The sequence below is a fragment of the Staphylococcus sp. FSL W8-0271 genome (genome assembly GCF_038006605.1).
In the GTDB taxonomy this organism is placed as follows: domain Bacteria; phylum Bacillota; class Bacilli; order Staphylococcales; family Staphylococcaceae; genus Staphylococcus; species Staphylococcus cohnii.
The window spans coordinates 2,575,917-2,601,555 of the sequence record NZ_JBBOVM010000001.1 but is presented as its reverse complement, the minus strand read 5'-3'; the positions used below and the strand labels follow the sequence as shown (position 1 = coordinate 2,601,555).

Annotated in this window: 20 protein-coding genes, 1 tRNA gene and 1 other annotated feature; of the genes, 12 read left to right on the top strand and 9 right to left on the bottom strand. The window is 34.5% G+C overall.

Annotation, left to right across the window (positions count from 1 at the left end; translation table 11 throughout):
• The first annotated feature begins 346 nt into the window (after positions 1-346).
• From NST87_RS12820 to NST87_RS12785, 8 genes are all read left to right on the top strand, one after another.
• A complete protein-coding gene (locus NST87_RS12820; protein ID WP_019469785.1) occupies positions 347-1,105 on the top strand; it encodes an SDR family oxidoreductase in 759 nt (252 codons plus the stop codon).
• Positions 1,106-1,138: 33 nt separating this feature from the next.
• A complete protein-coding gene (locus tag NST87_RS12815) occupies positions 1,139-1,459 on the top strand; it encodes a hypothetical protein (protein WP_019469786.1) in 321 nt (106 codons plus the stop codon).
• Positions 1,460-1,504: 45 nt separating this feature from the next.
• Entirely contained in the window at positions 1,505-1,855 is a 351-nt protein-coding gene (locus NST87_RS12810; protein WP_145372744.1) for a MerR family transcriptional regulator, read from the top strand.
• 430 nt (positions 1,856-2,285) lie between these two features.
• The gene (gene fadX, locus NST87_RS12805; RefSeq protein WP_019469788.1) at positions 2,286-3,860 is read left to right on the top strand and encodes a fatty acid degradation protein FadX; all 1,575 of its coding nucleotides are present in this window, start codon (positions 2,286-2,288) and stop codon (positions 3,858-3,860) included.
• Positions 3,861-3,878: 18 nt separating this feature from the next.
• Complete coding sequence (gene fadD / locus NST87_RS12800; protein WP_071562341.1) at positions 3,879-5,405, top strand: long-chain-fatty-acid--CoA ligase FadD; 1,527 nt, start codon at positions 3,879-3,881, stop codon at positions 5,403-5,405.
• Between the two features lie 71 nt (positions 5,406-5,476).
• On the top strand, positions 5,477-6,685 hold the full coding sequence (gene fadE, locus NST87_RS12795; protein ID WP_019469790.1) for an acyl-CoA dehydrogenase FadE: 1,209 nt from the start codon (positions 5,477-5,479) through the stop codon (positions 6,683-6,685).
• Positions 6,686-6,730: 45 nt separating this feature from the next.
• Complete coding sequence (fadB, locus tag NST87_RS12790; protein WP_040030378.1) at positions 6,731-8,986, top strand: 3-hydroxyacyl-CoA dehydrogenase/crotonase FadB; 2,256 nt, start codon at positions 6,731-6,733, stop codon at positions 8,984-8,986.
• Between the two features lie 34 nt (positions 8,987-9,020).
• Positions 9,021-10,205, top strand: a complete 1,185-nt coding sequence (locus NST87_RS12785; protein ID WP_019469792.1) for a thiolase family protein — start codon at positions 9,021-9,023, stop codon at positions 10,203-10,205.
• Positions 10,206-10,401: 196 nt separating this feature from the next.
• Here the strand turns inward: NST87_RS12785 and NST87_RS12780 are convergent, their stop codons facing one another.
• The 3 genes from NST87_RS12780 to NST87_RS12770 are packed head-to-tail and all read right to left on the bottom strand — an operon-like array spanning position 10,402 to position 11,766.
• Positions 10,402-10,866, bottom strand: a complete 465-nt coding sequence (locus NST87_RS12780) for a DUF4188 domain-containing protein (RefSeq protein WP_019469793.1) — start codon at positions 10,864-10,866, stop codon at positions 10,402-10,404.
• Complete coding sequence (locus tag NST87_RS12775; RefSeq protein ID WP_019469794.1) at positions 10,859-11,329, bottom strand: DUF3021 domain-containing protein; 471 nt, start codon at positions 11,327-11,329, stop codon at positions 10,859-10,861. The genes NST87_RS12780 and NST87_RS12775 overlap by 8 nt, the downstream gene beginning before the upstream one ends.
• Positions 11,326-11,766, bottom strand: coding sequence for a LytTR family DNA-binding domain-containing protein (locus tag NST87_RS12770; protein ID WP_019469795.1), 441 nt, complete (start codon positions 11,764-11,766; stop codon positions 11,326-11,328). The genes NST87_RS12775 and NST87_RS12770 overlap by 4 nt, the downstream gene beginning before the upstream one ends.
• Positions 11,767-12,292: 526 nt before the next feature.
• On the opposite strand from NST87_RS12770, the gene NST87_RS12765 reads away from it, so the two are divergent.
• Entirely contained in the window at positions 12,293-12,454 is a 162-nt protein-coding gene (locus NST87_RS12765) for a hypothetical protein (RefSeq protein WP_186303848.1), read from the top strand.
• 318 nt (positions 12,455-12,772) lie between these two features.
• On the opposite strand, the gene NST87_RS12760 is transcribed toward NST87_RS12765, so the two are convergent.
• The 6 genes from NST87_RS12760 to NST87_RS12735 all read right to left on the bottom strand — a co-directional run bounded on the left by NST87_RS12760 (position 12,773) and on the right by NST87_RS12735 (position 22,204).
• Positions 12,773-14,674, bottom strand: a complete 1,902-nt coding sequence (locus tag NST87_RS12760) for a diflavin oxidoreductase (RefSeq protein WP_040030376.1) — start codon at positions 14,672-14,674, stop codon at positions 12,773-12,775.
• Positions 14,675-15,129: 455 nt separating this feature from the next.
• Positions 15,130-15,870, bottom strand: a complete 741-nt coding sequence (locus NST87_RS12755) for a cyclase family protein (protein ID WP_019469797.1) — start codon at positions 15,868-15,870, stop codon at positions 15,130-15,132.
• 23 nt (positions 15,871-15,893) lie between these two features.
• Positions 15,894-18,140, bottom strand: coding sequence for a 5-methyltetrahydropteroyltriglutamate--homocysteine S-methyltransferase (metE, locus tag NST87_RS12750; RefSeq protein ID WP_340721780.1), 2,247 nt, complete (start codon positions 18,138-18,140; stop codon positions 15,894-15,896).
• A complete protein-coding gene (locus tag NST87_RS12745) occupies positions 18,134-19,975 on the bottom strand; it encodes a bifunctional homocysteine S-methyltransferase/methylenetetrahydrofolate reductase (protein WP_019469799.1) in 1,842 nt (613 codons plus the stop codon). Before NST87_RS12745 ends, metE begins: the two co-directional genes overlap by 7 nt.
• Positions 19,929-21,104, bottom strand: coding sequence for a cystathionine beta-lyase MetC (gene metC, locus NST87_RS12740; RefSeq protein ID WP_040030374.1), 1,176 nt, complete (start codon positions 21,102-21,104; stop codon positions 19,929-19,931). The genes NST87_RS12745 and metC overlap by 47 nt, the downstream gene beginning before the upstream one ends.
• Positions 21,101-22,204, bottom strand: a complete 1,104-nt coding sequence (locus NST87_RS12735) for a PLP-dependent transferase (protein WP_019469801.1) — start codon at positions 22,202-22,204, stop codon at positions 21,101-21,103. The genes metC and NST87_RS12735 overlap by 4 nt, the downstream gene beginning before the upstream one ends.
• Positions 22,205-22,269: 65 nt before the next feature.
• Positions 22,270-22,643 (bottom strand) — a binding site (T-box leader).
• A gap of 171 nt (positions 22,644-22,814) precedes the next feature.
• Here NST87_RS12735 and NST87_RS12730 point away from each other — a divergent pair.
• The 3 genes from NST87_RS12730 to NST87_RS12720 all read left to right on the top strand — a co-directional run bounded on the left by NST87_RS12730 (position 22,815) and on the right by NST87_RS12720 (position 25,544).
• Entirely contained in the window at positions 22,815-23,648 is an 834-nt protein-coding gene (locus NST87_RS12730; protein ID WP_019469802.1) for a ParB/RepB/Spo0J family partition protein, read from the top strand.
• 351 nt (positions 23,649-23,999) lie between these two features.
• Positions 24,000-25,145, top strand: coding sequence for a globin domain-containing protein (locus NST87_RS12725; RefSeq protein WP_064264135.1), 1,146 nt, complete (start codon positions 24,000-24,002; stop codon positions 25,143-25,145).
• Between the two features lie 307 nt (positions 25,146-25,452).
• Positions 25,453-25,544, top strand: a tRNA-OTHER gene (locus tag NST87_RS12720).
• Positions 25,545-25,639 lie beyond the last annotated feature (95 nt).

The window sequence follows — 25,639 nt, the reverse complement described above, 5'->3', positions numbered from 1 at the left end:
TTTTGCACTTTAATACAATTCTTTAACTTTTTGAATGATTTTATTTCGATTTTTCTCTAATCACAATTTCGTGGTTTTCGATTTTAATTTACTTAAGTATCCGTGAATCTTATTTACTAAAATCAGTGAGTTGAGTTGTCGAATTAACAAAAATATACCGATTTATATAAGAATATGCCAATAGCATGTAAAAAGCATTGTATAAATATTTATAATTGGATAGTTACAGCACATTTTAATGATACCAAGATACCATAAAAAATAATTAGTATTTTTCAATCATCTCTTGCTTGATATCGCGCTCTAAGGTTTACGATTGAAATATATTCAAAGGAGGTTATATAATATGGGTAAATTTGATAGTCTACAGGACAAAGTTGTAGTTATTGCTGGTGGTGCTAAGAACCTTGGTGGCTTATTAAGTACTACTTACGCTAAAGAAGGAGCCAAATTAGTAATCCATCACCATGATGAAAATTCTTTAGATGATGCAAAAGCGACACTTACAAAAGTTGAAAACTTAGGCGGAGAAGGTACATTATTTTCTGGTGATTTGACAAACGTTAGTAATGTCCAAGCTTTATTTCAACATGCTGAAGCGACATTTGGAAAAGTTGATATTGCAATAAATACTGTTGGTAAAGTGCTTAAAAAACCTATTTCAGAAACGACTGAAGAAGAATTTGATAGTATGGCAGACATCAATGCAAAGTCAGCTTATTTCTTTATTAAATATGCTGAAAAATCTATGAATGATAATGGTAAAATCATCACTTTAGCCACTGCATTGCTTGCTGCATACACAGGCTTTTATTCAACTTATGCTGGAGGCAAATCGCCTGTTGAGCATTATACACGTGCAGCCTCAGCAGAGTTTATGGATAGAGGTATTTCAGTGAACGCGGTTGCTCCTGGACCAATGGACACACCATTCTTCTACCCACAGGAAAGCGAAGATGCTGTAGCATTCCATAAATCTCAAGCGCTTCATAACCAACTTACAAAAATAGAAGACATCGCGCCAATTATTACTTTCTTAACTTTAGATGGATGGTGGATCAACGGACAAACATTATTTGCTAACGGCGGTTATACGACACGCTAGTTTACTTTTTAATCATGAGGAGGTCATTTTGATATGAATTACTTTTTAGCAATATTTAAAGGGAAAGAAACAGATATCAAAATTATTACAGAAACAAAGGTAATAGATGAAAAGAATGTATCTGTGCCAAGTCATAATTACGTTAAATCATTAGCTGAAGAGATTATTGAATTATCGCATCAAAATAATTTATTCCATAATGATATTAAAGGTATTGGTTTAAATATAGATGGTCCTGAACACATTGGTTATAACAGTGTGGAGTCATTAAAGAATGATATGACATCAACATTTGGATTTGACGCTATCATTAATAATGATTATGAAAATTTACTGGTTCAACTTATGAAATAGACAAAAAGGTGACTTTATAAAGTCACCTTTTTTAGGAGGCAAATTATGCAAGTAAAACAAGTTGCCGATAATTTAGGCATCAGTGAACATACCATTCGATATTATGATAAAGTAGGACTTTTTCCTTTTGTTCAGAGAAATAAGAATGGTTATAGAGATTTTTCAGAAGAAGACTTATATTGGATTGAATTTATAAAATGTATGCGCCAGACACATATGCCCATATCAACGTTAAAAGAAATTGCGGAGTTATATCACCAAGGAAGTGACACAAAAACGAAACGAAAAAATATATTTTTGGAACATCAAAAAAATTTAATTGAACAAAAAAAGATTATAGATCAAGGACTTCAAACATTAGAAAAAAATTTAAATTGTTGGAGAATGAATAGATAAAAGCACAGTACGAGAGAGAAAAAGGAAAATGCAAATTAGTTCTTCAATTTTTTTATAGTACTTAACTTTAAATAAAAAATATAGCTAGCTAGAGAAAATCTATGCGATAGAAAATAAATGTGTCTGGGACGAATCAATGTTGTCCCAGATTTTTTTATACTCTCAGGACATATTTACTTTTTTAATAAGCAATTTGATTTATATACCCCTTATTCAACTATTTTCATATTTTTCTTAATCCACTTCTAAAACTGTCACATCGGATGTTGTGCGCATTTTCACAATTCACTATAAACGTAAAATTTAAAATTTTTGCATAAATTTCAAAAATAATGGTATATTACATGTAAGGGCTTACATACATAAAGAAAGGAGATATTTATAACTCAAAACTTTAATAGTTGGATTAAACATAGATAGGAGAAACTGTATGAAAATTATTCCATTTTCAGATTTGAAAGACATCGTAAATGAAGGTGATGTTATAGCTCTGGCAGCCTTATCTACAGCGAATTTACCTGCTGAGATACTTAAAACGTTAGTCGAACAATATGATGAGGATCAATCACTTAATAATTTAACGTTCATGCTTGCTAATGATATTAGTGATTATAGAGGAGACAGTTATGATTTAGATTCATTTGTTTCAAGGGGTATGGTCAAACGATTAATCACGAGTATTATTACTGGTTCGCCAGTAACGATTCAAGCAATGCAGAACAATGAAATAGAGGCATACTTCCTGCCTCAAGGTGTAATAACTACACATTATCGTGGAAGTACGGAAGCTTTTCCAGGTCCGATTACTAAAATTGGATTAAATACAAACGTGGATCCACGTTATTCTGGTGGCAAAGTCAATTCATGTACGACTGATGATTTAGTTTCTTTAATAAATATAAATGATGACACTTATTTGAACTACCGTTTTCCTGAAATTGATGTAGCTTTACTAAGAGGTACATATGCTGATGAAGAAGGCAATATTTACATGCAGCATGAGACACATTTAGGAGAAGGCTTTAGTTTAGCAGCAGCTACACATAAAAATAAGGGTAAAGTCATTGTTCAAGTTAAAGAAGTGATTCAAAGTGGTCGTTTCAATCCAAATGAAGTGTTTATACCTGGTAAATTAGTAGATTATATTGTAGTGAACCGTGATTCAAAATATCATAGACAAGTGATTCAAACGTATTATGATCCGGCACTTTCAGGACATTATCAAATTACAGAGATGCGAGAACCATATATAGCATTGAACACTCGAAAAGTAATTTTGAGACGTGCTGCTCAATTTTTACTTCAAGGTGATGTCATCAGTATTGGTTTTGGCATAAATAATGAGTTATCCAATCTTTTAACTGAAGAAGGGGTTAATAATTTAGTACAGCCCAATATAGATACAGGCGTGTTTGGTGGTTTGATTAGCAGTGGAAAATATTTTGGTATGAACTATAACTTAAGTGCACGTATGAGACACGATATGACTTGGGATTTCATTTATAACGGAGGTGTTGATATAGCATTTCTAAGCTTTGCTCAAGTAGATTCCAAAGGTAATGTAAATGTCTCAAAATTTGGCAATAAAATGAATGGCTGTGGTGGATTTATCGACATAAGTCAAACGGTAAAAACAATTGTCTTTTCCGGTTCGTTAGTTGTCGGGGGTCAACTAAGTTATGAACAGCGCAAGGTCAATGTAGAACAAGAAGGTCATATACCAAAATTTATCAATGAAATTGATAATGTCGATTTCAATGTTGAAAATGCGTTTTTGCTTGATCAAGAGGTGTACTTTGTCACCGAAAGGGCTGTATTTGAACTTACACAACAAGGATTAATGCTCATTGAAATAGCTCCTGGTCTTGATTTAGAGCGAGATATTCTAGCAAATATGGAATTCAAGCCGCTCATTGCAACACATTTGAATGAAATGAATAGCGATATCTATCAAGATAAGTGGGGAGGATTGTCTGATGCAATAAAGTCGGATTATCGTATTTAAACTAAGGGGGAGAAAAATATGAACTACGACTGGATTAAAACGAGAGCGACATTTGACGATGAAAAAGCCGCAGTGATTGACCCATTCAAAGGCACAGAATGGACCTATCAAGATTTGAATATTCGTGCAGAAAATTTAGCTAATTATTTACAAGATCAAGGTGTAAAACGTGGTGATGTCGTCGGTATATTCACGCCTAATGATGTAGCGTTATTAGATTTGATGTTCGCTTCATTTAAATTGGGTGCCGTATACTTGCCAATTAACTGGCGTTTGAAAACACAGGAAATAAAAAGTGTGATTGAAGATTCCAATGTCAAACTCATTTTTTACGCTGAGAAGCATGTTTCAAGTTTAGAAGGCATTGCAGATGATTTGCTACACATGGATATTGACTCAAATGCATACGATGAAATAGTAGATCCTTCGCAACACCGTCCATTCAATACTGTTAGTGTGGAAGGAAGCGATTTAGCGTCATTAATGTATACAAGTGGTACGACAGGACTACCTAAAGGCGTTATGTTTTCATACGATTCTTTTGTAAATAATCCAATTAATATAGCACTGACTTATAAAATTAATTCGACATATACAACAATTGTTTCCACACCAATGTTTCATGTCTTAGGATTTAACGATTTGACACTACCTTTATTAATGGCTGGCGGCACACTGATATTACAGCGTTACTTTAATGGCGAAGCGTTGAATGATTTAATGGCTAAGTACCAACCTAATTATTTAATTCAGATTCCAACGATGTATTATGCCATGTTAGTAGCTGAAAATTTCGATCTGAAAAACTTTGAAAGTATCGATTTCTTAATTCAAGGTGGTTCATCACCTTTACCAATGGTACAAAAGAAATTTAATAGCTTAGGCTATTCAATTATTAATGGTTATGGTTTAACTGAAGCACCGCTTGTCATGGTTAATACACCTGAGAATGGGGCACAGAAACCAGGCAGTATTGGTAAGCCGGTCATGTTTATGGATATATGTATATTTGATGATAATTTTGAAGAAGTAGAAGTTGGTGAAATTGGTGAACTTGGCGTTCGTGGTAATAATATAACACCTGGTTATTGGAACAAACCGGAAGAAACTGCAAAAACATTTCACGGCGAATATTTCTTAACAGGTGATTTAGCAAAAGTAGACGAAGATGGTGATGTTTATATCGTTGATCGTCGTAAAGAAATGATTATTACTGGTGGTGAGAATGTCTTACCTTCCGAAGTAGAAACAGTATTAGCAGAACACCCACTCGTAGCTCAAGGTGTTGTCGTTGGATATGACAGTCCAAAATATGGTGAATCAGTTGCAGCCGCAGTTGTACTTACCGAAGATGACCCAGATTTTGAAGCAAAATTAGACACGCATATGCGTGAAAATATTGCTGGTTATAAAATACCAAGACTATATCTGAAATTGACACACATGCCATTGAATTCAACGTCAAAAGCAGACAAATTAGAACTTCAGAAATACATGAATGAGAAAGCCCAACAAGAAGCAAAAGATGTTGATGATTTGAATTAAAATAAAATGCTGAAAAGCACAAAATTTTTTTACTATAAATGTAAGCGCTATCAAAAAATGGAGGTTTTATTATGCCAACAAAAGAAGAAACACTGAAAGCATTGTACCCAGAAGATATTTTAAGTATTGGAAAAGATTTAACGGAAGGTGAAGTTAAATTATTAAAACAATTGAATGACATGTTAGAAGAAAAGTATCGTGATTCTGTCAATGAACATTGGTTAAATGCCACTGAGCCAGAAGATTATTTTGACGAGTTAGGGAAACTTAACTATTTTAATAATCCATTACTGTTTGAAGGACGTGAAGGCGCTCGTACACCGAGTCAAATGTTCCAATTTTTCATGTCATATACGATTGCAAGATTTGATGTATCTTTAGCAACGTTGTTAGGTGTACATCAAGGATTAGGACATAATTCATTCTGGTTTGGCGGTAGTAAAGAGCAACAGGCATATTACCTACCAAAGTTACAATCACATGAATTACGTACTTGCTTTGCACTTACGGAACCAGAACATGGCTCTGATGTCGCAGGTGGATTAGAAACAACTGCAAAACGTCAAGGCGATGAATGGATTATTAATGGTGAAAAGAAATGGATTGGTGGAGCAAATGTTTCAGATGTCATGCCAGTTTATGCCGTAGATGTAGAAACAGGAAAACCTAAAGGCTTCATTATTGAACCAAGTCAAGAAGGTGTAGAAATTGAACTGTTAGAACATAAAATTGCACTAAGAATCGTACCTAATGCAAAAATTCGTTTGAAAAATGTTGTCGTCAAAGAGGAACAACGTTTACAAAATATCAATAGCTTTAAAGATATCGCGAAAGTTTTATATTCAACACGTGCAGGTGTTGCATATATGGCGACAGGTGCAATGGCTGGTGCATTGAAGGCAACGACAGATTACGTAACAAAGCGTAAACAATTTGGTAAAGAAATTAGTAAATTCCAACTCATTCAAGAAAAATTGGCAATGATGCAAGGAAACTTAGCACAAGCCATGGCTACATGCGCACAGCTCGCACGTATGCAAGCTAACGGTGAATACGATGAAGTAGCGACTTCAACAGCTAAAATGATGAATTCATTAAGATTAAGAGAGACTGTAGCTATGGGTCGTGGTGTTCATGGTGGTAACGGAATCTTAGCTGGAGAGTATGATATTGCTCGTTTCTTTGCGGATGCAGAAGCGATATACACATATGAAGGTACGCACGAAGTCAACGCACTGGTTATCGGCAGAGCAATTACAGGAGATTCCGCATTTATATAAAAATTTATGCTTAATTGGTTTAATGAAAAAATTGGAGGGTTTAGTATGACGATAAGAAAAGCAACTGTGCTAGGTGCAGGAACAATGGGTAGTCAAATTGCTGCACTACTTGTAAATGCAGGCTTAAAAGTTAAATTATTGGATATTGTCATTGATGAAAATGATCCAAACAAAATCTCGAAAAAGGCTTATGAAGTAATAACAAATCCTAAACGTCCACAACTGTTTGATTTATCATTTGCCTCAAACTTATCATATGGTAATTTCAATGAAGATTTACAAGATGATGATGCAGATATATATATTGAGGCAGTTAAAGAAGAAGTGGACATAAAGCATCAAATTTGGGATCAAGTTAAAAAAGTAGCAAATGATGATGCAGTGTTTGCAACAAATACTTCAGGTATTCCAATTGAAGCAATTGCAGAGGTATTTGACGATAGTGATAAAGAAAGATTTTTCGGTATGCACTTCTTCAATCCACCAAGAATAATGAAATTAGTGGAAGTTATCCCAAATAAACAAACGCATTCAGAGGTTGTCAAACGGGTACAAGCTTTTGCAGAAGATGTATTAGGTAAAGGTGTAATTGTAGCAAATGATGTACCTGGATTTGTTGCTAATAGAGTCGGCACACAAACAATGAATGATATTATGTATCGAGCAGAACAACAAGGTTTCTCTATTACTGACGTTGACGCATTAACAGGTCGCAGTATTGGCCGACCTAAAATGGGCACATATGGGCTATCTGATTTAGTAGGATTAGATATTGCTATGGCCGTGATCAAAGGATTACAAAAAATTCCAGAAGAGCAACCATTCTTCAAGGATGTAGCACTTTCTGAAAAATTAGCAAAAAATGGTGCATTAGGTAATAAAACAAAACAAGGGTTTTATAAAAAAGTAAATAAACAGCGTTATGTTTATGATGATAAGCAAAATGACTATGTTGAACCTAAACAACCACAATTAGAAATTTTAGGTCGCTTTAGTAAAGATCTTGCCTCAAATTTAGATGTTATCTTTAATGCGCAAGATGAGGCGGGCTTATTCTTATGGGAAACATTGCGAAATAATTTCTACTATTCAGCAGTGAATGTACCAAAAGCTGCGGAAGATTTTAAAGATATTGATCGCGCATTAGTTTGGGGCTTTAACTGGAAATTAGGACCATTCCAATTATGGGATTTAATGGGATATGAACGTGTTAAATCTCGTATGAAAGAAGAATTAGGTCAATTACCAGATTGGATTGAGCAACGCAATGAAGCGTTTTATGCTGAAGGTGAATCTATTGAACGCGTAACACCAGTAGCAGCTTATATCGATTCAGAGTTGTGGGATAGATCGGATTCTAATTTATCTATCGCGAATAAAGATCAACTATTATTAAAATTACAAAGTAAAAATAATGTCATTTCAAATAGCTTTTTATCCGATTTATTAGAAGCGATTGATAAGCTTGAAAATGAAGACTTTACGAGCATGGTGATTTACGCAGGCGGTAACAACTTTAGTGTAGGTGCTAATTTATATCAAATGAAGAAAGCACATGAAGATGGCAAAGTAGTTTCTGAAGTAGGTGAAGCGGTCGAACAATTACACCATGTATTTGCGAGACTAAAACATTCACTGAAACCTGTTGTAACAGCTGTTCAAGGACGTGCATTAGGCGGTGGTTGCGAACTCGTACTACATTCACCAATTGTTGTAGCGGCAAGTGAGTCTTACATTGGTCTTGTAGAAACAGGTGTAGGTTTATTGCCAGCAGGTGGCGGACTCGCAGAACTCACGGATCGCATTATGCGTACTAACCATAAAAATGATGATAAACAAGCGTCTATTACTAATATTTTAATGCAGATTGGTTTAGCAAAAGTATCTACAAACGCTTATGAAGCTAAGAGATATGGCTATTTAAAAGAAACAGATACAGTTATTTTAAATACGGAAAGACGTATTGAAATTGCATTGAAACGTGCGCGCTATGAATCAGAAGCGAATTATGTACCACTTCCAAAATCTCAATATATCGCTTTAGGTCGAGACTTTAAAGCCTTAGCAGAAGGTCAATTAGATGCACAGCGTGTAGGTCACTTTATTAGTGATTACGATTATGAAATAACATTGAAAGTTGCAGAAGTACTGAGTGGTGGAGATGTTCCACGTAACACCTATGTAAATCAAAGATATTTACAAAAACTTGAAAAAGAAAGATTTTTAGAGTTACTTCAAAATAAAAAAACATACGATAGAATTTCTCACATGTTAGAAAAAGGAAAACCACTACGCAACTAATAATCGAACATTATAGAAGAAAGGGTGAAACTAAATGCGAGATGCATATATAGTAGCTTATGGACGATCAGCAGCGGGTAAGGCAAAAAATGGTGCAATGACTCATGAAAGACCCGATGAAGTTGCTGCAAAAGTATTAAAAGGTGTTTTAGAAAGAGTTGGGGGTTCGTTTGAACCTAATATGGTTGAAGATGTCATTGTTGGGAATTCATTTCCAGAAGGCTTGCAAGGGCAAAATATTGCTAGAACGATTGCTTTATTAGCAGGAATGCCAAATGAAGTACCAGGTCAAACAGTCAATCGTTATTGTTCTTCAGGCTTACAAACGATTGCACATGCAGCAAATCAAATTAAAGCAGATCAAGCGGACATTCTTGTTGCCGGAGGTATTGAACTTATGAGTGCAGTACCGATGGGAGGCAATGAACCGACCAATAACCCAATTCTGCAAGACGAAGATTCTGGTGTTTCTTATCCGATGGGTTTAACTGCAGAAATGGTTGCTGACACTTATAAGGTTTCTAGAGAAGATCAAGATGCCTATGCAGTACAAAGTCATGCTCGTGCTGCTAAAGCACAAGCAGAAGGTAAATTTGAAGATGAAATTATTCCGATTGAAGTGAATAAAGTAGATTATAATGAAAATGGTCCAATCGTGTCGCAAAAAGTATTTAAAGATGATGAATTGATTAGACCAGATACGAATCAAGAAGCATTATCTAAATTATCCACTGTTTTTAAGGCTGACGGCACAGTGACTGCAGGCTCCTCGGCACCTTTGACTGACGGCTCAGGTTTTGTAGTCGTCATGTCAGGAGAAAAGGTGAAGGAATTAGGTGTAGAACCGATTGCAAGATTCGTAGGCTTTAAAGCAGTTGGGGTAGATCCTAAATTGATGGGTATTGGACCTGCCTATGCAATTCCTGAAGTGTTAAAACAAGCAAACTTGAATGTAGATGATATTGATTTAGTAGAGTTGAATGAAGCTTTTGCATCTCAAACAATCGCTTCAATGAGAGAGACAGGTTTAGATACTCAAAAAACCAATGTTAACGGCGGCGCAATTGCCTTAGGTCATCCATTGGGTGCTACGGGTGCGATGTTAGTCGGCAGATTACTTTCAGAAATGAAAAAACGCCCCGATACACAATATGGCATGGTTACCATGTGTATCGGTGTTGGTATGGGTGCTGCAGGTATCTTTGAATATGTAAGGTAATAATTTAATGATTAAGTAGTGATAAAACTCTGAAATATTAATATTTTGTTAGGAATGCGTCTAGGACAATTAATATGCTCCCTTCAAAGTGACATTTAAAAAAATGGAACTTGGAGGGAGCATTTCTATGCCAAAAAATTATTTTAACATATACTTATCACATCTATAGCGATAAGACTTGATAAGTATTGGTAGGTTAGGTTTGTGTACGTAAGCGTTGTTTAGCAGTATGCGTAGCTTTGCTTACTTTTTCACTTTTACGTGCTTTTCCTAAACCAAAAGCTGGCATGTTTATATAAATATTTTCATATTGGTTCGCATTGACATTATAAGTCTCATGATAAAAACCTACAGCATCATTATGCTTAAGTTCTTTCATAAATCGCCGCAACGCTTTTAAATGCACAGGCATTTTTGAATATGAAAGTAATTTTTCATTAGATTCCCAATATTGAACAATCATCACACCACGATATTTAAATAGCATTTCAAAAGATAAACAACCCAGTGTTTGGTCTTTTGATAATTCTCTGAGCATAGGTGGCATAGCAAAGAGTACAGGTAACCATTTATGAATTTTATGCCATTTGTTTATATGAAGCCCTATTAGAAAAACTGTGACCGATGCATTGGGTATTACAGTGTATCTACCTTTATTCATGTTTTTCATCCTTCCTTTTTGAAAGCATAGCGTTAATCTCATTGATATCTTGTTGGTTACGCTTCGTTTCTATTGACCAAATGATAAAATAGACAATGGTATAGATGACGACAAAAGATAATAAAGCTGAAACTTTAAGTGGAAACCATCCCGCTAGAATTGCTAAAGGGAGCATGATGATAAACATTAAGATAAAGTGAAGTGAAGTTTTAAATAATAAAGATTTTCTGGAATTTGAAAATATGAGTGCCCCAAAACTGAATGTAATACCAATTAATGCCCAGATGGTAACTGCGATAAACATCGTTTGTAATTCACTTAAATATTGAAAGTATAAATGGCCCATTGTTGAGACAGGGGAGACTGGATGAAATGAATTATGTGAAAAAATAGTTGAAAACAATAACGAAATTATAACTCCAATAGCAATACCTGTGATTGCGCCGTGTAATAAACGTTTCATAATTTTAATGCCTCCTTGATTAATGGCAAGTACCTTCTTGATGAATAAGTGAAATCATTATTAGTAAAACGAACTTCAATTGTGCCATTTTTATTGAGTTTCAAATAGTCAATATAATTAATATTGATTATTTCAGATTTAGAAATTTGTAAAAAATAGGTGTTGAGTTGAGATTTGATTTCATATAGTCGTTGATTCATGGTGAATTGTTTATCTACAGTAATCATAGTTAAGATTTTATTTTCTATACGAAATGAAATAATGTCTTCTTGTTTTATAAAGTGTGTTTCTCCTTTATATTTTCCGGGAAATAATTTTGTTTTAGATAGTTTGTTAATATAGTTAACGATGTCATTCACGTGTTCAGTGTGCTCATTTACTTCAATGATGATTTGATTGTTGTCTAAATTTTGATTATAAATTACTTTCACATCCATGCTCAGTTCGCCTCCTTCTTATGATAAGTAAAACAAATATATGTCTGGGTTACCATACTAAATGGATAAGTGGTCTTAATCATATGCTAAATGGTATATTTAACGGTATATTTAGCAATAAAAACCACCTCAATACGATTAACTGTAAAGTAATCGCTGAGACTGTCGACAGAGTCTCCGTCATTGTTGGCAGTTTTTTTATGCACGCTTTCCGCGGGCACTGCCTTAGCCTGTAGTCTTCGGCTAGTGCTATTCCCGCAGGAGTCGGCATAAATCACTGCCGATATAACACAAAAATATTACTAATTCAGAGACTATCTTGTCTCATTGATTTGAATTTCTAAAAATTGAATTGGCTCAGACTGTCGACAGAGTCTTCGACTTTGTTGGCAGTTTTTTATGCACGCTTTCCACGGGCACTGCCTTAGCCTGTAGTCTTCGGCTAGTGCTATTCCCGCAGGAGTCGGCATAAATCACTGCCAATATTGTAATATTAGTAAATTAAGCAGTGATGGTGTTTATGATGTTGAATAAATCAATTGATAAAAGAGATCAATATGAGATGATTTCTATCTCTGAATTAGTCGTTAATCGTCATTTATTATGTAAATTCGATGCGATACTAGATTTAAATTTTGCATATGAATTTGTCGAAGGCAAATATTTGAGAAAATATTATCAAAAATAAGTCGATAGGTCACTCATCTTTATATATTGGCTCCACACTTATTAAAGCAAATGCAAATAAAAAAAGTATACAACTGAATTAGCTGAAAAGGACACACTCCATTTTCAAGAAAAATCAAAAAATGAAATTAACGAATAAAGATTAGTTCAAGGGAAAAAGTCCTATTTGAAAAAACGATATAAATAGAAAATAAACAAACCCTTCGCAAATTAATGCGAAGGGTTTGTCTACTTTCTGTATGATTAACTGTAAAGTAATCGCTGAGGTGGTTGTAGGATTAATATCAATGTAATGATGATGCAGTGATTGGCTCAACTATTAATAAACATCACGTTGATATCTTTGATTTTTAATTAGTTCTGTTAAATAATCTTCTGCTTGTGCCTGATTAAAGTTACCGTGCTGAATGAGTACATTGACAAGTGATTGGTGTACACCTTTTGCCATCTCTTCTTTGTCACCACAAAGATAAATGGTTGCACCGTTTGTTAGCCATTGATAAAAATCTGCCCCATTTTCTTCAATTCGGTGTTGAACATAGATTTTATTTTCTGTATCTCTTGAAAATGCTAAATCTAGTTTGCTCAGCACGCCTTGATCAAGCCATGACTCTAAATCTTTACGATATAGGAAATCTGCATCAACATTTTGATTGCCAAATATGAGCCATTGGTTACCTTTCAGACCTAAATGCTCTCTTTGTTGGAGGTATGCTCTGTAAGGTGCAATGCCAGTACCTGCGCCAATCATAATGACTGGTGTTTGCTCATCATAAGGGAATTTAAAATTTGGATTCTTTTTAAGATAAACAGGTAATTTATCACCTAATTGTGTACGATCTGCAAGTTGTACAGAGCATACGCCATGGCGTTCACGATGATGTGCTTCATATTTAACAACGCGTACAGTGATATGGACGGTATGTGGGTTTACTTGATTGCTACTGGCAATGGAGTATTCTCTAGGTGGCAGTTTTCTTAATAAGTCTTTTAGCATATCAGGTGACAGCGCGACAGGTGTAAAATCTTTAATTAAATCGATGAAATCTCTGCCATAAATATAATCTTGTACCCATTCCTTGTTTTGTACATTTGCATTTAGCATAGGATTTCCAAATAATGTAGCTGCATTATTTAATATAGATGGTGTTAATTTAGCAATTTCAAACTCATTTGTAAGTGCATCCTGTATAGTAGCTCTATTGCCGCTATTGTCTATATCTATTGTTGTTGTGCTATCCCAACCCAATGTATTGATCACTTCTGCTACAAGTTCTGGATTGTTTTTAGGGATAATTACTAAACTGTCTCCAGGTTCATAGGCTTCGCCATATCCCTCTAAAGATAATTCAAGATGTCTGACTTCACGGGTAGCAGTTGGTTCAGTTAACGCACTATTTTTGATGATTTCAGCATAAAATGGATGTGTTTTTGAATAAGCTGCTTGTGGTTCTTCGACAACAACATCTTCATCTTTGGGTTCATTGTTTTGACTACCGGGAGACATTTGAGACAAAAGTTCAAGCATGTCAATAATCCATTGCTCAGATACTTCTTCAAAATCAAAGTCACATTCAACACGATCAGCTAAACGATGACCGCCTAAATCACCTAAGATTTTGTCGAAATCTTTACCTGCTTGGCAGAAATCAGGGTAATCTTGATCACCTAACGCGAGTACTGAGAAGTTTAAATGACTTAAATCTGGTGCCTCATCACTATGCAGGTAGTCATAAAAATCTAACGCATTAATCGGAGGTTCACCTACGCCATGCGTTGATGTAATGATAAACACATGGTTAACTTTCGATAAGTCCTCTTGAGGAAAGTCATCCATTTCCCACGTGTGAACTGTAAAATCATGTTCTTTTAATTTCGTTTCAAATTCATCAGCAATTTCTTCAGCGTTGCCTGTTTCTGTACCAAATAAAATGTTTACTTCTATGGGTTCATCTGTAGATATTGTCGAATGTGTCGTATCTTCTGTTGGTGCTTCAGTAGTAGTTGTGTGAATGGATGATGTTGATTCAGCTGCTGTGTTTGAGTGCTCAGATGGTTCAGGATGATCAGTATATTGTATTGGGTCACCTTCATCTGTAGAAGCATTAAGCAAATAGCCGCTTAACCAAGACTGTTGATTTGATGACAGTGTTGGCATAAGTTGTTGTATAAGTTCCAATTGATTTTCATCAAAAGGGGAATTTGTTCTATTTAATTCCAAAAAGGTCACCTCGTATTGTATTAAAAATTTATAGTAAAGCATGAACAATAACACGCTATTTATATAATAGAATTTAATTGAAGTATAACATTGATTTTATTTTTTTAAATGATAGAGATTATCATCTGTCAAAAATCCAACTTATGACCTATGTATTTATTCCATAAAAGTGGGACGGGATAGAAATCAAATATGGTATTTGATATCAAATTCCCGCCCCCAGTTAAGTTGGTAATATGATTTAATATGTTGGCTTCTATAAACAGCAAATGATAATGATCTGTGTAGTATCATTTTAAATCGTTACGCATCAACATAATCATACTTTAGAATTTATTTATGATTTATAAAAGAGAAATATCAATATAAGAAGTGCTCAATTTCTTATATATTATAATGGCTAGGTTTTATAAGTTTCACATTATAGAGGCGAAATGGACGGTCTCGCATCATGTTTATGGTTTGATAGCAAAGGCACGTACTGGAAAACCAGGTGCTTTGTTTGGTTTTGGACTAATAGCATAAATAATGGCGCCTCGTGTAGGCAGTTGATTCAAATTGGTTAGTAACTCAAGTTGGAAAGTATCTTGACCTAATACGTAACGCTCTCCGACAATATCACCGTTTTTGGCAACATCTACGGAAGCATCTGTATCGAATGTTTCATGGCCGATTGATTTGACTTGTCTATCTTCTAGTAAATATTGTAAGGCATCCAAGCCCCAACCAGGTAAATGTAGTTGTCCTTCTGCATCTTTATTTTCAAAGCGTTCAATATCTGGCCACCGTTTGGACCAATCGCTACGAAAGGCAACAAAAGTGCCTGGTTCGATTGAACCATGTTCAGCTTCCCATTGTTTAATATGCTCACGCGTTAAAATAAAGTCAGCATCAGCTGCTACTTCTTGTGAAAAATCTAAAACAACGAGTGGTAATACGAGTTCTTTTAAATCAATTTCATGAAGATAGCGTGTTTTTTCGACAAAATGTATCGGCGCATCTATGTGTGTCCCATACTGAGTCACAATATTCCAATTTTGGACATAGAAGCCATCGTCAGCAACATTAAATAGTGTAGAGACTTTGGCGCGTTCAAATTCACTAAAACATGGAATGGTTTCATCAAATGTATGGGTTAAATCTACCCATGTTGAAGTTTTTAATTGTTCTAACTGTTCCCATAGTGGATAATTCATTGATATCACCTTCGTCATAATGATTAAACTGTTGCTGGGTTTGTTGATTTACGTAATTTGTCTACTGAATTCACAAGCACAGTCAATGCTTCTCTTACTTCGTCCTCTTTACGTGTTTTCAAACCACAATCTGGATTAACCCAGAATAAAGAACGGTCAATTTCTTGTAAAGCGCGGTTAATCGCTTCAGTGATTTCAGATTCAGTAGGGATACGTGGACTATGGATATCATATACCCCTAATCCGATACCTAAGTCATAAGTAATATCTTCAAAATCTTTAATTAAGTCACCATGGCTACGAGATGTCTCTATTGAAATAACATCTGCATCTAAATCATAGATAGCATGAATGATTTGTCCAAATTGAGAATAGCACATATGTGTATGAATTTGCGTTTCATCGGCAACAGATGATGTAGCTAATTTAAATGAACGGACAGCTTTATTAAGATAATCTTCATGATATTCTGAACGTAATGGCAAACCTTCTCTCAATGCTGGTTCATCAACTTGAATAATTTGGATGCCAGCTTTTTCTAAAGCTAAAACTTCTTCATTAATCGCTAATGCAATTTGGTCCTGTACAGTTTCACGTGGTAAGTCTACACGTTCAAATGACCAATTTAAGATCGTCACAGGTCCTGTAAGCATACCTTTTACTGGTCTATCCGTTAAACTTTGTGCATAAAGTGTCTCTTTGACTGTTAAAGGCTCTGTCCATTTTACATCACCATAAATGATTGGTGGTTTTACCGCACGTGAACCGTATGATTGCACCCATCCATACTTCGTCACTAAGAAGCCTTGTAATTTTTCGCCGAAGAATTCTACCATGTCATTTCGCTCAAATTCACCATGTACTAAGACATCTAAGCCGATATCTTCTTGGATTTTAATCCAGCGCGCAATTTCATTTTTTAAAAATGTTTTATAATCTTCATCTGTAATTCGATTATTTTTCCAATCTGCACGGAATTTTCTTACTTCTTGTGATTGCGGGAATGATCCAATCGTTGTTGTTGGTAAATCAGGTAAGTTAAGACGTGCATCTTGTGCTTTTTTACGTACTTTAAATGGTGACTGACGTGTAGTACGTAAACTGTCGAAATCATACTCTAGGTTTTTGAATGATTGATTTTGGAAGCGATCATAACGTGCTTTCAATTCATCAAATTTTTGGCTGTCATCGTCATTAAATAATCGTCTTAAAGCATCTAATTCATCTAATTTTTCAGTGGCAAAACTCAAGCCCTCTGCGATAGATTCATCTAATGTTTCATCGTCTAATGATACTGGCACATGTAATAGAGAAGAAGATGGTTGAATGACAAGGTTATTTGTAGCATTTTGTAATGTGTCGATTAATGATTTTTTAGCTTCAATATCTGCTGCCCACACATTACGACCATCTATAATACCTGCGTAAAGTGATTTGTTTTTGTCTAAGTCTCCATCTTTAATTTGTTTTAAGTTATAGCCATTATCGTGTACAAAATCTAAACCTAATCCTTCTACAGGTAAGCTGTTTAGGAATTTTAAATTTACACGTTCAAAATAAGTTTGAATCACAAGATGATTACTTAAGCCTGCTTCGTCAAAATAGTTATAAGCAGTACGTGTAATATCTTCAAATGATGCACTATCATCTTCCACAAGTACAGGTTCATCGATTTGAATGTATTCCGCGCCTGCATCTACTAAAGACTGTAAAACTTCTTTATATAAAGGCAATAATGTATTTACTTTTTCTTCAAATGATTGTGAACCTCCTTTAGAAAGTTTGACGAATGTTATTGGACCCACAATCACTGGGTGTGCATTCACATTAATAGATTGTGCATATTTGAAACGCTCTAATAATACGTTGTCATTCAATTTTGGCTCTACGTTGTCCCATTCAGGAACAATATAATGATAATTTGTGTTGAACCATTTGATTAATGCACTTGCAACATGTTCCTTGTTACCTCTAGCAATGTCGAATAATAAATCATTGTCTAATGCTCTGCCTTGGAAACGTTCTGGAATAATGTTGAATAATAATGATGTATCAAGTATATGATCATAAAGAGAGAAATCTCCGACAGGGACACTTGTTAAATTATAGTTCTTTTGTAGCAATAAATTCTCTTTATGCAAGTCTGTTAATTGTTGATTTAATGTAGGGGCATCTATTTTATTAGCCCAGTAACTTTCTATTGCTTTTTTCCACTCTCTTTTTCTACCTAATCTTGGGAAACCTAAATTTGATGTTTGAATTGTCATAATATTGCCTCCTGTTTACTTGAAGTAATTGATTGTGAATATGATGCAAGTGCTAAAGTGTAATCTACTTTCTGGAACGGTGTAATTAAATATAAACCGTTAAAATATTTATGAACGGTATCTATAAGTTCTTTAGAAAGTTTAAGGCTTAATGCTTTCGTTTTTTCTTTATCATCTTTAACAGCTTCAAATTGTTCTAAAATGTCTTCGGACAGTTTAATACCAGGCACTTCGTTGTGTAAAAATAGTGCATTATTATAACTAGTGACTGGCATAATGCCAATAAAGAATGGTACGTCCAAATGTTTGGTTGCTTCATATATTTCTTCGATTTTTTCAGTGCTATAAACTGGCTGTGTTATAAAGTAGTGTGTGCCACTTTCTATTTTTTTCTCAGCACGTTTGACTGAACCTTCGAGTTTACGAACATTCGGATCAAAAGCACCTGCGATGTTGAAATTTGTTTTCGTCTTCAGCGCATCACCATCAGTGTTAATACCTTCGTTAAAGCGTAATGCAATTTCTGTTAAACCTTTGGAATTCACATCATAAACATTCGTTGCTCCTGGCAAGTGACCAATTTTTGATGGATCTCCTGTAATGGTTAAAATTTCATTCACATTTAGTAAGGATAACCCTAATAAATGTGATTGCAGTCCAATGAGATTACGGTCGCGGCAAGTAATGTGAACGAGCGGTTCAATATCATATTGTTGTTTGATAATACTCGCTGCTGCAACATTACTGATACGCACAGTAGCTAAGGAGTTATCTGCTAAGGTCACTGCATCAATTTGAGCATCGTCGAGTTTTTTGATATTTCTGAAAAATGTTTCTGTATCTAAGTGCTTTGGCGTGTCTAATTCTACTATAATCGTAGGTCGTGCTTTAACTTTAGTTGTTAAATTTTGTTGCTGTGTATTGACATGCGAAGGACTATTATATTTTTTTATAGGGATTACATTTTTAGTGGATACCGGTTTGAGATTGGCTACTGAGGACTTAATGTATTGAATATGTTCTGGTGTAGTCCCACAACATCCCCCGATAATCCTAACGCCTTCTTGAATCAATTGTTCCGCCACTTTACCAAAGTATTCGGCATTGTCACTATATTTAAATCGACTGTTTTCAATATCTAATAAACTTGCATTGGGATAGCAAGATAGATACGCATTGTCAGGTAATTCAATATGTGAAAAAGATTGCTGCATGTGATGAGGACCATGGTGACAATTGAGTCCAACGATATCAGCACCACTGTCAACAACGCGTTGTAAAGCTGTATTAATTTCCGTACCATCTCTTAAATAATTTGTGTTTAAAGCAGTTAATTGAGCAATGATAGGAATACGATGTTTCCGTTTTGTAGCTTGAATAATATTAGTAAGTTCTTCTAAATCATAATAGGTTTCGAAAAGTAAACCATCGACACCTTCTTCAATCAAAGTATCCACTTGGATTTCTGTATGATATTGAATGGCTTCTAAACCTAAATCTTCCTGTTTCACACCTCTAAATCCACCAACAGTACCTAATATAAATGTTTCATCATTAGCTGCTTTTTTGGCAATTTGTACTGCAGCTTTGTGTATTTCTTTAACTTTGTGTTCTAAACCAAATACCTTTAACTTTTCAAAGTTGGCACCATAAGTATTGGTCTGAATAATATCAGCACCAGATTCAATGTAGGAGCGGTGTATCCGTTCTATTTTGTCAGGATGGGTTAAATTATATGCTTCTGGACAAGTATCTAGACCATCAGAATATAGAATGGTTCCCATTGCACCATCAGCGACTAAAATGTTCTGTTTCAGTTTGTTGATGAGTTGACTCATTGAAAGCCTCCTTCAGTGCGTAGTTTAAATCAGCAATTAATTCGTCAGCATTTTCTAAGCCTACACTTAATCTGAATAATCCAAACGTTATATTGCGTGCTTCACGAACTTTTTTTGGTACAGCAGCATGAGACATAGTAGCAGGGTGAGATAAAATAGTCTCGACACCACCCAAACTTACAGAAACAAGTGGCAGTGTGAGCGCATCTACAAAAGCTTGTGCTTTCGATTCATCTTTAAGTCTTAAACCTAAAACAGCACCCCCATGTTTTGCTTGAGATAAGTGTAACTTGTCATTTCCCGGGTAATAAACTTCTGCAATTTCTTCGCGCTGCGCTAAGAAATCATAAACTTGCTGTGCATTTGCCACAGATTGATTGAAACGTACAGACAATGTTTTTAAGTGTTGTGCTAATGTCCAGCAATCATGTGCAGATAGTGCAGTTCCAGTACCGTTTTGTAATAGATAAAGTGCGTCTGCTACTGCTTTATTGTTTGTGATAGCAGCGCCAGCAATAATATCACTATGGCCGCCCAAGAATTTTGTAGCGCTATGTACGACGATATCTGCACCTAAAGCTAAAGGTGACTGACCAAGTGGCGTCATAAATGTATTATCAACAGCGAGTAATAGTTCGTGTTGCTGTGTGATACGAGAGACGCCTTTAATATCAGTGATTTTAAATAATGGATTAGATGGTGTTTCAATATAAATCAGTTTTGTATTTGATTGAATCGCTTCCTCGATATCTTGTAATCGTGTTGTGTCTACCGTCGTAAATTGAATATTAAAACGTGTTAAGATTTGTTCTGTTAATCTGAAAGTACCACCATAGACATCATCGGGTAGAATGACATGATCACCTGCATTTAATGTAAGTAGTACAGCTGAAATAGCTGCAATACCTGATGCGTAAGCAAATGCGTAATCGCCGCCTTCAAGTGCTGCTAATTTTTCTTCTAACAAAGCACGATTGGGGTTGCCACTTCGCGCATAATCATATTTAGCGTCGCCACCTAAAACTTTTTGATGAAATGTTGAAGAAGCATATAATGGTGGGTTAGCTGAATCGTAATCAACACCTCTTTGTGCGTCAAATATCACTTCTGTTTCTTTTGATAAACTCATATAATCACGCTTTCTTTAGATTTTTCTAATGCTTGTATAATGTCTTGTTCAATATCTTCGTAATCTTCCACACCGATGGATAATCTTAGTAAATGTTCATCAATGCCGCGTTTTTCTTTTTCTTCATCTGGCATATCAACGTGTGTTTGTGTATATGGAAATGTTATAAATGTTTCTGTTCCGCCCAAACTTTCTGCAAAAATACATACTTTTAAGTTTTCTAAAAATTTATCGGCTTTATAATTTTTATTTAAACGTAGACTCATCATTCCTGTTCGACCACAATATAAGACTTGGTCAATGCCTTTTAAGTTGTAACATCGTTTGGCTAATAATTGAGCATTATATTCTGAACGATCCATTCTTAAATGCAATGTCTTTAAACCACGTTGCAGTAAGTAGCTGTCAAAAGGTGATAAAGTTGCACCAATCATGTTATGGAATTCACCTAATTTTTCAGCCAAATTTGCATCTTTAACTGTTACTACACCAGCAAGTACATCATTATGACCACCTATGTATTTTGTAGCAGAATGTAGTACAATATCTGCACCATCTTCAAGTGGTGTTGAGAGATAAGGGGTTAAAAAAGTGTTGTCTATAATCGTTAATAAGTGATGTTTTTTACTTAAAATATAATATGGATCAACATCTACTTCTTGCATTTGTGGGTTTGAAATCGTTTCTATAAATAGTGCTTTAGTATTTTCTGTAATGCTTTCTTTGACTGTTTCATAGTTTAAGAAATCTACATATTTGAAATGTACACCGTATTGTTGCTCATAAAAATCAAATAGTCTAAATGTGCCACCATAAAGGTCGAATGAAACGAGTATTTCATCGCCAGCTTTAAATAAATTACATATTAATTGTATGGCTGCCATGCCACTTGCAGTTGCAAATGAAGCAGTACCACGTTCCAACTTGGCAAATGATTCTTCAAAAGCTGAACGGGTAGGATTTTTAGTTCTTGTATAATCAAAACCAGTTGATGTTCCTAAATGAGGATGCTGATATGCTGTTGATAAATAGATTGGATTTGCAATCGCTCCGGTTGCATCTTGTGTTAGTGCAATTTGTGATAACTCAGTATTTTTCATAATACAGATAACCTCCTTTAAAAAATAAAAAAAGCTTCCGTCCTTTAAACCCGATTCAATCGGATGTAAAGGACGAAAGCTTAGCTCGCGGTACCACCTTTGTTCATTACTTTATCACTAAAGTAACCTTGTCCAGTACGCCAAATTGCATTAATTACTTGTACTGAACTTGCGCTACCGTAATATGTTCAAATAAAAAACTCACTGTCACTGAAAGTGAAATGAGTATTAACGACATATGCAACGCTTGGAATAATCCAGTACGCCATTAAACAAAATGTTAATACTGTATCGCTATAACGGGCGATCCCGTTGACACCTCATATTGGCATCAACACTCAAAGGCCATTTTCAAACTTTCTTTCTGTGTCTTCTTTCAGCAAGTGAAGACTCTCTGTGTCAGCAGTGTAAGTTCTACTTTCCTTATTACTGTGTGTTGCTATTTCGAATTTGTTATCACTTAGATTACACATTAAAATAGCTTTTGTCAACAACTTATCTGAAAATTTTGATTTAACCGATAATTTAAAATAATATTTTTCATTGTTACTGTGATGATATACTATGTCTAACTAAAAAATTATTTTATTTAAAAAAGTAGGTGTAAAAAATGAATGATTCTATAGATGAACGACTCAAAGTAGATCACAATGCACACGTAAAAGAAATTGCAATTAACAGCATTAAACCTAATCCTTATCAACCCAGAAAAACATTTGATCAAGAACGTTTAGAAGATTTAGCTGAGTCGATAAAACTTCATGGTATTTTACAGCCTATCGTGTTACGAAAAACAATATCTGGTTATAACATTGTAGTAGGAGAACGACGTTATCGCGCTTCAAAGCTAGCAGGTTCAACGACTATACCAGCTATTGTTAAAGTGCTATCTGATGAAGACATGATGGAACTCGCTGTGATTGAAAATTTGCAGCGTGAAGATTTAAATGCAATTGAGGAAGCAGAAAGTTATCGTAAGCTAATGGATGATTTAGAGCTGACTCAGCAAGAAGTTGCCCAGCGATTAAGTAAATCTAGGCCTTATATTGCCAACATGTTGCGTTTATTACAATTGCCTAAGGAAATTACTCAAATGGTTAAAGATAATAAATTATCGGGTGCACATGGACGCACGTTATTAGGGATAAAAGATAAACAAAAGATGAAAAGCATAGCTGAGCAAGCCTTCCAGGAGTCTTGGAGTGTACGCACATTAGAACAGTATGTAAATGAAAACAATGAAGATAAACAAAAGAGTACAGATAAACAACAAGCAACTAAAAAACCAAAGTTTATTCAACAGCAAGAGCGACAACTAAAAGAACAATATGGTTCAGCAGTGACGATTTCTAACAAAAATAAAAAAGGTTATATCACTTTTGAATTTAAATCTGAAACTGAGTTCAGAAGGTTGATACACCAATTGAATGAGAAATATAATTAAAATAAAATTTTCATTTGCTAATTAATAAGTGTAAAGCATTTTTAAAACAAATTAATAAGAGTAAATAAAAGAGTTAAAACCACAAGCCAAGCCATTTAACAGCAAGGTGCATGTGGTTTTTAATTTTTGTTAAAATCAATTGTAAAAAATATAGTTTATTTTAAATTATATTAAGAGTAAAAGTTATCGATGTTTTCCTATATGTTATCTTTTGAAAAAATTGTTAATCATAAAATAGTTACAAATTAATGAATATTGAATGTGAAAATTATGTGAAATAAAACACATTCTCTTGTAAGTAAACGAATGGCGTACAATAATGGAGGTGAAGGAATAACTAGGAGGGGTTTTATGTTAAATCAAGAAGAGATACAAACTATAAGAGAAACGGTGCCATTATTAAAAGATAAAGGACAGACAATAACATCAACTTTCTATAAAAGATTATTTGAACAACATCCTGAATTGAAAAATATATTTAATCAAACGAACCAAAAAAGAGGATTACAATCTTCTGCATTGGCGATGGCAGTGTTAGCTGCGGCAGAAAATATAGAGGATTTATCACCAATTGTTCCCGCAATTATGCCTGTGGTGTACAAGCATTGTGCTTTACAAGTAAAAGCTGAGTATTATCCAATCGTTGGTGAAAATTTAATTTGGGCAATTCAACAAGTGACTGGTTTAAAAGAAGAAGATCCTATTATCCAAACTTGGATTAAAGCATATGGAGAAATCGCTGATGCATTTATCGGCTTAGAAAAAGAAGTATACAGTAAAATGGCTTGGGATGGTTTTAAACCATTTACCGTAACAAATATCACTGATGAAACTGAAATAATTAAATCATTCACAGTAACTTCAGACGACATTGATTTAAGTCAATTTGTACCTGGACAATATATTACAGTAGACATATCTAGTGAGAAGTTGCCATACAGAGCTAAAAGACATTATTCTATTGTAGATGGTGACAAGGATTTCTTAACATTCGGTGTACGTAGAGACGTTACGGAAGAGCATGAAGGTGAAGTATCTACAGTGTTACACGATGAAGTGAGCGTTGGAGACACGCTATTGCTATCTGCACCAGTAGGTGGATTCGGATTGGCAAACAAAGATAATAAACAATTATTCTTAGGTTCTGGCGTAGGTGTTACACCTCTCGTTTCAATGTATAAAGAAGCGGTTGATGCTGGTTTAACTTCAACATTCCTTCAATCCACATCTGATGCTCAAAATGTAGCATTTGAAGAAAAGTTAGAAGCAATCACAGCACAATCTTCAGTAGCGCAATTTGATAAACATTTCCGTGATCAAGACGGATTTATAGACGCTGAACAATTAAAACAATACCTTGATGGTGAAACAGAAGTTTATGTATGTGGTGGTAATTCATTCTTAAAAGCTATGATTCAAGAATTACAAAAATTAGAAGTACCAATGGAGCATATTCATTTTGAAACATTTATCCCAAGATTGAGTTTTTCAGTGTAATTTAACTTGGTTTACACATTTTATATAGATAAATAAAATATTATGAAATAGACATAGTATTTTATTTATCTACTGAATCCCAAAAGTTGTATTTTGGTTTAGTATCATATTCCAAAGGCTTGTTTCCTAAAACGTTTAGGAAACAAGCCTTTTAATTTTATAGTTTCTTCATTATCAAAATATGTATATATTTTTGAATAGGTTGTTCCAGTTGAAGAAAATTACCAAAACAACGCTTATATATTTTGAACAACTCTTTTAATTTTTATAAATAAGTAGTACAATATAATAGAAGAATTAAAATTTTGGAGGGATACCCAAGTCTGGCTTAAGGGAAATTAATAGTTAATATTAATTAGAAGCATCTTGCTTGCGTTGGTTCGAATCCTTCTCCCTCCGTTGAAAATTATTTAACCAAGCCTTTCTAGTGCTTGGTTTTTTTATGATATATATTGTTCAATGCATTATAAATTTAAACAGAAAGTAGGTTTACA

What these genes read in the sequence shown, in the direction of transcription:
- NST87_RS12775 (WP_019469794.1), bottom strand. Translation starts at nt 11,329, where the DNA reads ATGAAACGTTTATTACACGGCGCAATCACAGGTATTGCTATTGGAGTT.
- fadE (WP_019469790.1), top strand. Translation starts at nt 5,477, where the DNA reads ATGCCAACAAAAGAAGAAACACTGAAAGCATTGTACCCAGAAGATATT.
- NST87_RS12770 (WP_019469795.1), bottom strand. Translation starts at nt 11,766, where the DNA reads ATGGATGTGAAAGTAATTTATAATCAAAATTTAGACAACAATCAAATC.
- NST87_RS12755 (WP_019469797.1), bottom strand. Translation starts at nt 15,870, where the DNA reads ATGAATTATCCACTATGGGAACAGTTAGAACAATTAAAAACTTCAACA.
- NST87_RS12780 (WP_019469793.1), bottom strand. Translation starts at nt 10,866, where the DNA reads ATGAATAAAGGTAGATACACTGTAATACCCAATGCATCGGTCACAGTT.
- NST87_RS12815 (WP_019469786.1), top strand. Translation starts at nt 1,139, where the DNA reads ATGAATTACTTTTTAGCAATATTTAAAGGGAAAGAAACAGATATCAAA.
- metC (WP_040030374.1), bottom strand. Translation starts at nt 21,104, where the DNA reads ATGAGTTTATCAAAAGAAACAGAAGTGATATTTGACGCACAAAGAGGT.
- NST87_RS12725 (WP_064264135.1), top strand. Translation starts at nt 24,000, where the DNA reads ATGTTAAATCAAGAAGAGATACAAACTATAAGAGAAACGGTGCCATTA.
- NST87_RS12730 (WP_019469802.1), top strand. Translation starts at nt 22,815, where the DNA reads ATGAATGATTCTATAGATGAACGACTCAAAGTAGATCACAATGCACAC.
- fadX (WP_019469788.1), top strand. Translation starts at nt 2,286, where the DNA reads ATGAAAATTATTCCATTTTCAGATTTGAAAGACATCGTAAATGAAGGT.
- NST87_RS12820 (WP_019469785.1), top strand. Translation starts at nt 347, where the DNA reads ATGGGTAAATTTGATAGTCTACAGGACAAAGTTGTAGTTATTGCTGGT.
- fadB (WP_040030378.1), top strand. Translation starts at nt 6,731, where the DNA reads ATGACGATAAGAAAAGCAACTGTGCTAGGTGCAGGAACAATGGGTAGT.
- NST87_RS12745 (WP_019469799.1), bottom strand. Translation starts at nt 19,975, where the DNA reads ATGAGTCAACTCATCAACAAACTGAAACAGAACATTTTAGTCGCTGAT.
- NST87_RS12735 (WP_019469801.1), bottom strand. Translation starts at nt 22,204, where the DNA reads ATGAAAAATACTGAGTTATCACAAATTGCACTAACACAAGATGCAACC.
- NST87_RS12810 (WP_145372744.1), top strand. Translation starts at nt 1,505, where the DNA reads ATGCAAGTAAAACAAGTTGCCGATAATTTAGGCATCAGTGAACATACC.
- NST87_RS12785 (WP_019469792.1), top strand. Translation starts at nt 9,021, where the DNA reads ATGCGAGATGCATATATAGTAGCTTATGGACGATCAGCAGCGGGTAAG.
- fadD (WP_071562341.1), top strand. Translation starts at nt 3,879, where the DNA reads ATGAACTACGACTGGATTAAAACGAGAGCGACATTTGACGATGAAAAA.